Source organism: Treponema sp. UBA785, assembly GCF_002297065.1.
GTDB lineage: Bacteria > Spirochaetota > Spirochaetia > Treponematales > Treponemataceae > Treponema_D.
Window position 1 is genome coordinate 9,829 of the sequence record NZ_DBJD01000036.1, and the last position, 9,460, is coordinate 19,288.

The 9,460-nt window shown below is 42.7% G+C and carries 6 protein-coding genes and 1 pseudogene; 3 read left to right on the forward strand and 4 right to left on the reverse strand.

What is annotated here, in order from left to right; translation table 11 throughout:
- Positions 1-185 precede the first annotated feature (185 nt).
- Positions 186-746 (forward strand): MATE family efflux transporter, encoded by a 561-nt coding sequence (locus tag B2X33_RS02925; protein ID WP_296667518.1) that lies wholly within the window; start codon positions 186-188, stop codon positions 744-746.
- Positions 670-1,536, forward strand: a complete 867-nt coding sequence (locus B2X33_RS02930) for an MATE family efflux transporter (RefSeq protein ID WP_296667521.1) — start codon at positions 670-672, stop codon at positions 1,534-1,536. The genes B2X33_RS02925 and B2X33_RS02930 overlap by 77 nt, the downstream gene beginning before the upstream one ends.
- Positions 1,537-1,541: 5 nt before the next feature.
- On the opposite strand, the gene rnhA is transcribed toward B2X33_RS02930, so the two are convergent.
- From rnhA to B2X33_RS02950, 4 genes and pseudogenes are all read right to left on the reverse strand, one after another.
- Positions 1,542-2,000: a ribonuclease HI gene (rnhA, locus tag B2X33_RS02935; RefSeq protein ID WP_296023390.1), complete on the reverse strand. Its 459-nt coding sequence runs from the start codon at positions 1,998-2,000 to the stop codon at positions 1,542-1,544.
- Between the two features lie 138 nt (positions 2,001-2,138).
- Positions 2,139-3,731, reverse strand: a complete 1,593-nt coding sequence (pyrG, locus tag B2X33_RS02940; RefSeq protein WP_296667524.1) for a CTP synthase — start codon at positions 3,729-3,731, stop codon at positions 2,139-2,141.
- Positions 3,732-3,954: 223 nt separating this feature from the next.
- A pseudogene (carB, locus tag B2X33_RS02945) lies at positions 3,955-7,131 on the reverse strand (carbamoyl-phosphate synthase large subunit); the annotation flags it as partial.
- 80 nt (positions 7,132-7,211) lie between these two features.
- Positions 7,212-8,375 carry a carbamoyl phosphate synthase small subunit gene (locus B2X33_RS02950; RefSeq protein ID WP_296667527.1) on the reverse strand — a complete coding sequence of 388 codons (1,164 nt, stop codon included), beginning with the start codon at positions 8,373-8,375 and terminating at the stop codon, positions 7,212-7,214.
- A gap of 444 nt (positions 8,376-8,819) precedes the next feature.
- Here B2X33_RS02950 and B2X33_RS02955 point away from each other — a divergent pair.
- Positions 8,820-9,460 (forward strand): glutamine synthetase III domain-containing protein (locus B2X33_RS02955; RefSeq protein ID WP_296667530.1); only part of this gene is annotated, 641 nt, incomplete at its 3' end.

The following is a 9,460-nucleotide window of genomic DNA, read 5'->3' on the forward strand; positions in this document are numbered from 1 at the left end:
GCCGGAAGACTTTTGTTTTTCGGTTTTGCTTACGCCGGGGTGTAGCAGCGCAAAGCGTTGCAAGAAGTCTTGCAATGGAGCGGGAGCGGAACTGCGAAACACCGGTTTGAGCGCAAAATGCCGTCCTGTTTTTTTGTTTTTTGAATAAGGTTGTTTTGTTCGGTTAAAAAATCTAAAATGTTTTTATGGACAAAAATTTTGATTTGTCAGAAGTTTTGAACCGGAATTCTGCCGTTTCTCTTAAGAAGCAGATTGGTTTTGTCTGGCATTTGAGTATTCCCGGAATGATGGCGCAGTTGTCGTCGATTTTGATGCAGTATATTGACGCCGCAATGGTTGGGTTTTTGGGAGCGCGTCAGTCGGCGAGTATAGGGCTGGTTGCTTCTTCGACTTGGGTTTGGGGAAGCCTTTTGCATGCTCTTTGCATTGGATTTACGGTTCAAATGGCGCATCTTGTCGGCGCTGGAGAAAAATCTAAAGCAAAAAATTTGCTTTTTAATGCGCTTTTGACCTGCATTTGCTTTAGCCTGCTTTTGCTTTTGCTTGGAGCTGGAATAAGCTTTAAACTGCCTTTGTGGCTTGGCGCAAGCGATGAGATTTATAATGACGCTTTTTGGTATTTTTTGTCTTTCCGCTCCTTTTTACGAAATTGTTTATTTGCTTGGCGGAATGCAGCAGTGTTCTGGAAATATGAAGCTTCCTGGTATTTTAAATGCCTTGATGTGTTTTTTGGACATTGTGTTTAATTTTCTTTTTATTTTTGTTTTTAATCTTGGCGTAAAAGGCGCGGCTCTTGGTTCTGCGTGCTCTGCCTTGAGCGTCGCCTTGCTTTTTTTGTATTTTACTCTTTTTAAGTCTGAATATTTGAAATTTTCCGGATATAAAGGATTTTTTTTTGACGAAAACGTGATAAAAAAGGCTGTTAAGCTTGCTGCGCCTGTTGCCTTGGAAAGTTCTGCCTTTAGCGGTGCGCTTGTTGTTGTTACGAGAATTGTTTCTCCTTTGGGCGCTGTAAGTCTTGCCGCAAATTCTTTTGCAACTACTGCCGAAAGCCTTTGCTATATGCCAGGGTACGGAATTTCGGAGGCGGCTACAACTCTTGTCGGCCAGAGTTTTGGCGCAAAAAGACGGGATTTGGTTTGTTCGTTCAGCTGGATTACTGTTTTTTACGGAATTTTTTTGATGACGGTGAGCGGTCTTGCCATGTTTTTTGCCTGTCCGCTCATTTTTAAGTTTATAACGCCAGACCCTGCAATCCGCGCTCTTTCGGTAGAAGTGCTCAGAATTGAACTTTTTGCGGAACCTCTTTTTGGAGCGAGCATTGTTGCAATGGGCGCACTCCGCGGAAAAGGCGACACTTTCGTTCCAAGCATTTTAAATCTTTTTAGTCTGTGGGTTGTGCGGTTGAGCCTGAGTTTTATTCTAGTAAAAAATTACGCTCTAAAAGGAATCTGGTTTGCAATGGCTGTTGAACTTTGTTTCCGCGGACTTATGATGCTCGCAAGACTTGCCTTTGGAAAAAATAAAAAAGCCTGACAGAACTATTCAAACTTTGAAATTTCGTTCTGGCAAAGACTGTCGCAAACTTCATTGTATTCAACTCCTGCATGTCCTTTAACCCAGTTCCATTCGACGTTTAAGAGGGAATTGAGAGAATCGAGTTTTTCCCAAAGCTCGCGGTTTAAAACCGGTTTTTTTGCAGCAGTTTTCCAGCCGTTTTTTTTCCAGCCAAAAATCCAGCCTGTAATTCCGTTTTTTACGTACTGACTGTCAATATTCAGTTGAATAGGGCAGCTCCGAAGCCTTTCTGTGTTGTAAATCGCCGAAAGCGCGTTAATCGCCGCCGTAAGCTCCATTTTGTTGTTTGTGGTTAATTTGTCGCCGCCGCTTAACTGACGGGCTTCGCCTTCTGCAATGATTACGCAGGCCCAGCCTCCAGGACCGGGATTTCCGTGGCATCCGCCGTCCGTATAAACAATGATTTTTCCTGAATTTTCCATAAGTTCAAATATTCTAGCAGAAAAAGAAATGGACGGCAAACCAGCGTCTAACCGGCTGCTTCAAGTTCGGTAGCCCTCATTGGCACTGTCGTGCCAACTGGCGCTTTTCGCATCCGGCGTAGAGTTTTTCGTTGAACGTTAAAAGCACGCTTTTAAAAATTCAACAAAAAGCGGACCTGCGTGGTTTGGACGGGACTTAAATTCTGGATGGAACTGTACTCCCACAAAAAATGGATGCTCTTTTTCGAAAAGTTCGACCGTTTCTACGATTTTGTCGTCCGGGCTTGTTCCTCCAATTACTAGGCCTGCTTTTTGCATTTGTTCGCGGTATGAATTGTTAAACTCGTAGCGGTGTCTGTGCCGTTCTTCAATTAAATTCGATTTGTATGCTTTTTCGAGGATTGTTCCTTTTTGAATTTTGCAAGGATACTTTCCGAGGCGCATTGTTCCGCCCATAATTACGCCTTCCTGGTCTTTCATCAAGTCAATTACGGCATGTTCACACTGTTCGTCAAATTCGCGGCTGTTGGCATCGCTAAAATTCAAAACATCGCGCGTAAATTCAATTACGGCGATTTGCATTCCAAGACAGATTCCAAAATATGGCATTTTGTGGGTTCTGGCAAATCTCGCAGAAGTGATCATGCCCTCAATTCCTCGGTTTCCAAATCCGCCCGGAAGAATTATTCCTGCGCAGTCTTTAAAAATTTCCGGGGCAGTTTCGTCTGTTACGCTGTCAGAATCAACCCATTTTATTTTTAATTTTCGGCCGACAACAAAAGAGGCGTGATTCAAACTTTCGACAATGCTCAAATATGAATCGTGGAGTTTTACGTATTTTCCGACAAGCGCAATTTGAATTTCGCCTTTCCTTGAGTGAATTGAATTCACCATTTTTTCCCATTCTGAAAGGTTCGAATTTGTTCCTTCGATTCCCAGTTCGCGGCAGACAACTTCGTCCATTTTTTGTTCGTGGAGCATGAGCGGAACTTCGTAAAGCGAACTCAATGTTTTGTTGTCTATTACGCAGTCTTCCGCAACATTGCAAAAAAGACTGATTTTTTTTCGGATTTCTTCGGGAACTGCTTCGTCCGAACGTGTTACGATAAGGTCAGGATGGATTCCAACGGCCATGAGTTCTTTTACAGAGTGCTGAGTCGGCTTAGATTTGTATTCATCACTTCCGGAAATGTACGGAACCAAACAAACGTGAATAAAAAGGCAGTTTTTGCGTCCAACTTCTGTCGAAAGCTGGCGGATTGCCTCTAAAAATGGCTGGCTTTCGATGTCTCCGATTGTTCCTCCAATTTCTACGATAGAAACGTCCGCGCCGCTTACCTGCGCATTTTTTAAAATAAAATCTTTGATTTCGTTTGTTACATGAGGAATGATTTGCACTGTCTGACCGAGATATTCGCCCTGGCGTTCTTTGTTCAAAACGTTCCAGTAAACTCTGCCGGAAGTCAAATTTGAATATTTGTTTAAATTTTCATCGATAAAACGTTCGTAATGGCCCAAATCAAGGTCGGTTTCTGCTCCGTCATCTGTAACAAAAACTTCGCCGTGCTGAAACGGACTCATCGTTCCAGGATCAATGTTCATATAAGGATCTAGTTTTTGAGATGCAATTTTTAAACCGCGGCATTTTAAAAGCCGGCCCAAGCTTGCGGCTGTGATTCCTTTTCCTAAACCGCTTACAACTCCGCCGGTCACAAAAATGAATTTTGACATACAAAACCTCTTGATAAAATCTTAAAAATAAAAAAAGCCGCCGACAACAATTCAGCTAAAAAACGGAACTGTGTCTGCGACTTCTTCGTCAACCAATATTTCCGCCTTGAATAATAATACTAAAGGCTTTTTTTTTCAAGTTCGCTAGTTTTCTGTCCGCCAAAAAAATGCAGAATTTGTCTGCGAGATATTTTTGCTAGAACAAAATTCTCAACTAATGAAGCAGCTTGTTTATATCAACCAAAGTTGTATTTAAATTCGTAAATTTTCCCGAAAGTGAATCTGCAAGCGCGTTTGCCGTGTCGATTGCCGTCAGACAGTCAATGTCGTGTTCAACTGCAAGCCGGCGCAGACGAACGCTTTCTGAAGAAGGATCCCGCCCTTTTGCGGAAGTTGAAATTACATAGCAAATTTTTCCGCTTTCGAGAAGTGTCATTACGTTTTCTTTGTAATTTTCGTGAACTTTATTCACTTTTGTTACTTTCATTCCTGAACGTTCGATTGTGTCGGCATTTCCTTCTGTTGCATAGAGAGTAAAGCCTAAATCGCTGTATTTTTTTGCAAGCGCCGGCAGTTCAGGTCTGTCAGACTTTCTTACACTGAATAAAACTCCTGTCGGTTCGCCTTTTTTTGCAAGCGCAGGATGAATCATCTTCCAGCCTGCCGCAACCATTCCCTTAAAAATCGCTTCTTCGCGTGTTTTTGCAATTCCCAAAACTTCTCCGGTTGACTTCATCTCCGGTCCAAGGTGAGTGTCCACGTCCATAAGTTTTTCAAAACTGAATACTGGAACTTTTACAGCGTAATAATCAGGTTTTCTGTAAAGTCCTGTTCCGTAACCCATGTCGCGTACTTTTTCGCCGAGCATTGCACGGGTAGCAAGTTCAACCATTGGAATTCCTGTAACTTTGCTCAAATAAGGAACTGTCCGCGAAGAACGAGGATTTGCTTCGATAATATTCAGCTGACCGTTGTAAAAAAGCCACTGAATATTTACAAGTCCCTGAGTTCCAAGGGCTAAAGCCATGTCGCGCGATTTTTCTACAACGGTTTTTGTCATTTCGTCCGTAAAGTTCCAGGCAGGATAAACTGCGATTGAATCTCCTGAGTGGATTCCTGTTCTCTCGATGTGTTCCATAATTCCTGGAATCAAAACATCTTCGCCGTCGCAAATGCAGTCGACTTCAAGTTCTGTTCCTTCCATGTATTTGTCAATCAAAACAGGATTTGTAATTCCCTGCGCAAGAATGATTTTCATGTATTCCTTGATGTCGGCATTTGTCCTCGCAATAATCATATTCTGTCCGCCAAGAACGTAACTTGGACGCATCAAAACAGGATAGGTAAGGCGGGCGGCTGCTTCCAGAGCTTCAACTTCTGTAAAGACAGTCTGACCTTTCGGACGGTTTACGTGCAGTCTTTCGCAAAGCTCTTCAAAACGTTCCCTGTCTTCTGCAAGGTCAATTCCATCTGCGCTTGTTCCGAGAATGCGGATTCCCTGGCCGTCAAGGTATTTTGTAAGCTTGATGGCAGTCTGTCCGCCAAATGCAACTACAACGCCGACTGGTTTTTCGACTTTGATTACATTCATAACGTCGACAGGAGTGAGCGGTTCAAAATAAAGGCGGTCGGCAGTGTCAAAGTCTGTCGAGACTGTTTCCGGATTGTTATTTATGATTGCAACTTCGTAGCCGAGTTTTTTGAGCGACCATACGCACTGAACCGAAGCATAGTCGAATTCAATTCCTTGTCCGATTCGGATCGGCCCGGAACCCAAAACAATAATCGTTCCTTTTTTGCTGCGTTTGCCTTCTTTTTCAAGTCCTTCAAGGAATTTTTCCGCCTCGTTTTCTCCGCCAGTTGTCGAATAAAAATACGGAGATTCCGCGCTGAACTCGCCGGCGCAGGTGTCTACCATTTTGAAAGAAGCTGGAGTGTAGAGCATTGGAGCATGAACCGCCGGCGCGGAATTTGCAACGGCTTTTTTTTCGGCTTCGGCAATATTTTCGAGTTTGTATAAAAACCATTCATCAATTTTTGTAACTTCGTGAATTTCGTCCACGCTCATTATTTTGCGTTTTAAAGCCTGATAGATTGCAAAAATTCTTTGATCTGTGCATTTTCCGACTCTTTCGCGGATTTTTTCTTCGTTTTCTTTTGCAAAAACGGCAAGATTTAAGTCTTTTACGCCAAGTTCAGCGCCACGGACTGCCTTTAAAATCGCTTCTTCAAAATTCTGGCCGATAGCCATAACTTCGCCGGTCGCCTTCATCTGCGTGCCAAGTTTTCTTGCGGCATAAACAAATTTTTCAAAAGGAAATTTTGGAACTTTTACAACAACATAATCCAAAACCGGCTCAAAGCAAGCCTTTGTCTTTCCTGTTACAAAGTTCGGAATTTCATCAAGATTGTAGCCAACGGCGATTAGAGCCGCAACTTTTGCAATCGGGTAGCCAGTTGCCTTTGAAGCTAGCGCAGAAGAGCGGCTTACACGCGGATTTACTTCGATTACAGCGTATTCAAAAGTTTCCGGATTGAGCGCAAACTGACAGTTGCAGCCGCCTTCGATTTCAAGGGCAGAAATTATATTCAAGGCTGCCGAACGGAGCATCTGATATTCTTTGTCGGCCAGGGTTACGGTCGGAGCAATTACAATCGAATCTCCAGTGTGAACGCCAACCGGATCAAAATTTTCCATTGAGCAGACAGTAAGAACGTTGCCAGCATGGTCGCGCATAACTTCAAATTCAACTTCTTTCCAGCCGGAAATACATTTTTCAACCAAAATTTGGTGAATTGGCGAGCGATGAAGTCCGTTGTGGGCAATTTCGTCAAATTCTTTTTCGTTATATGCAATTCCGCCGCCAGTTCCGCCCAAAGTAAAAGCCGGACGGATTATAACAGGAAAGCCGATTTTATTTTTTGCAAAATCAAGAGCATCATCGTAATCAGTCACAACTTTTGAAGGAATGCAAGGTTCTCCAATTGCTTCCATCGTATCCTTGAACATTTGCCGGTCTTCAGCCTTGTCAATCGTAAGCGGACGCGCGCCTAAAAGCTGTACTCCATGGCTTTCCAAAAATCCCGACTTTGCAAGTTCCATGCTCAAAGTAAGTCCAGTCTGACCGCCAAGCGTCGAAAGCAGCGAATCTGGTTTTTCTTTTTCGATAATTCTCTGCAAAGTTTCAACATTGAGCGGTTCAAGATAAATTTCGTCAGCCATAACGTGGTCGGTCATTAAAGTTGCAGGATTTGAGTTTACCAGAACAACTTCAAGCCCTTGAGCCTTAAGAGCCTTGCAAGCCTGGTTTCCGGCATAGTCAAATTCCGCTGCCTGGCCAATTACAATCGGTCCGGAACCAATAATCATTACCTTGTGTATATTTTTGTTCAATGGCATTTTTTTATCTCCATCAGTTTTTTACTTTTTCGGGCGTTCGGGCGGGTCTTGCAGGGCTACGCTTTCGCTCCGACCCGCTTTTAGCGGTTTGCCTCCGGCACCCTTCCAGCCCCTAACGCATTTATCATCTTTATAAAACTGTCAAACAAAAAGTTTGTGTCGTGCGGACCGCCGCATGCTTCTGGATGAAACTGCACGCTAAAGGCAGGAATATTTTTATATGCAATGCCTTCGCAAGTTCCGTCGTTGCAGTTTACAAAACTCAGTTCTGCATTTTTTGGAATAGTTTCGTTTTTTACCGCATAGCCGTGGTTCTGGCTGGAAATATAAACTCTTCCGCTTTGCAAATCCTTTACGGGATGGTTTCCGCCACGGTGTCCGTATTTTAATTTTTCTGTTTCAGCGCCGTTCGCAAGAGCGAGCATCTGGTGTCCAAGACAAATTCCAAAAATCGGAATTTTACCGTATTCGCAGAGTTTTTTTATTTCTGCAATTACTCCGACATTTTCCGCAGGATCTCCAGGACCGTTGCTAAGCATTATTCCATCAACATTCATCGTCTTTATTTGCTCGGCTGTTGTGTCGTAAGGAACAACTTTTACAGTGCAGCCGCGCCGTTCAAGTTCACGTTCGATATTCGCCTTTGCGCCAAAATCAAAAAGCGCTACGGTTTTTCCTTTTCCGTCTGCAAAGTCTTTTGTGTAAAATGAAGTTTTTTCCGGCTCGACTGCATTTTTGAGCGGTTCTAAAATCATGCTGTTTTGAACATTTTTTACAGCATCAACAATTTGGTAGGATTTTATTTTTGAAAGAAGGTTTTTATCAATTTGAGGACAGGTTTCTGCGGTAACAATCATTCCGTTCATAACTCCAGCTTCCCGCAAAATCTTTGTAAGTTTTCTGGTGTCAATTCCGCAAATCCCGATTATATTTTGTTGCTTTAAAAAATCATCGAGAGTCAGTTTGCAACGAAAATTTGAAGGTTTTTCGCAAAGTTCCCGGACAATGTAGCCACGAATATGACATTTTTTGCTTTCGTAGTCTTCCGGAATCATTCCATAGTTACCGATTAACGGAAAAGTCTGGGTAACAATCTGACCGTAATAACTTGGGTCGGTAAGAGTTTCGAGGTAACCGGTCATTCCGGTTGTAAAAACCGTTTCTCCGATTACAGAGCCAGCAGCGCCGATGGAATTTCCTTCAAAAACCGTTCCATCTGCCAAAATCAAGAATGCTTTTTTCATTTTTTATTCTACCTTTTAGGGCAAAAAAAAAAGCGCCATTGCTTATTAAAGAACAAAACAGAAAACATCTAAAAATTCAAATTTTCAGAAATAATCTGCGATACTTCCTTAACAGTAATGAACGCCCTTGCTCATATATTCCGTTGAATACAATAAAACTATCTGTATTTATTGTCAATTGGTGAAGGTTATATGAAAATATCGCAATGCACAAAAAAAATTAAAAAATTGTGCACGATGTAAAAAAAATTATTTTTTTTACAAAATCTGATTGACACTTTTTCGCTGTCGCGGTATAACTCAAATATCAAAAGGCAATGAAGCCGCAGAAAAGGGTTGAACTTTCTGCGGCTTTTTTATTTTAAAGACAAAGACGTCGTGATTTTTCATGGGACTCTCCCTCCCTGATAAATTGCGGTGTCTTTTTTACTTTTGGAGGACTATATGACAGCAAATGTACCAGAAGTTTTTGGCAGCCTGGTTTTTAACCAGAAAACAATGAAAGACCGCCTGCCGAAAGAAACATTCAAGGCTCTCAAGAAAACTCTTGATGACGGCGCGCCGCTTCCGCTTGACGTTGCAAATGTTGTGGCTCACGCAATGAAAGAATGGGCGATTGAAAAAGGCGCGACACATTACACTCACTGGTTTCAGCCTTTGACAGGAATTACGGCAGAAAAACACGATTCTTTCATAAATCCGCAGGACGATGGAACTGTAATCATGTCGTTCTCTGGAAAAGAGCTTGTAAAAGGCGAGCCTGACGCTTCTTCATTCCCGAGCGGAGGACACCGAGCGACTTTCGAAGCCCGCGGCTACACTGTCTGGGATCCGACTTCTTATCCTTTTATTAAGGAGCACACGCTTTGTATTCCGACTGCGTTCTGTTCTTACACAGGCGAGGCTTTGGACAAGAAAACTCCGCTTTTGCGTTCTATGGAAGCATTGGACAAGCAGGCAAAAAGAATCCTTAAACTTTTTGGAAAAGAAGTAAGCCATGTTGCGACAACTGTAGGTCCTGAGCAGGAATATTTTATCGTTGACCACAAGCTTTATTCAGAGCGCAAGGACTTGCGCATGACAGG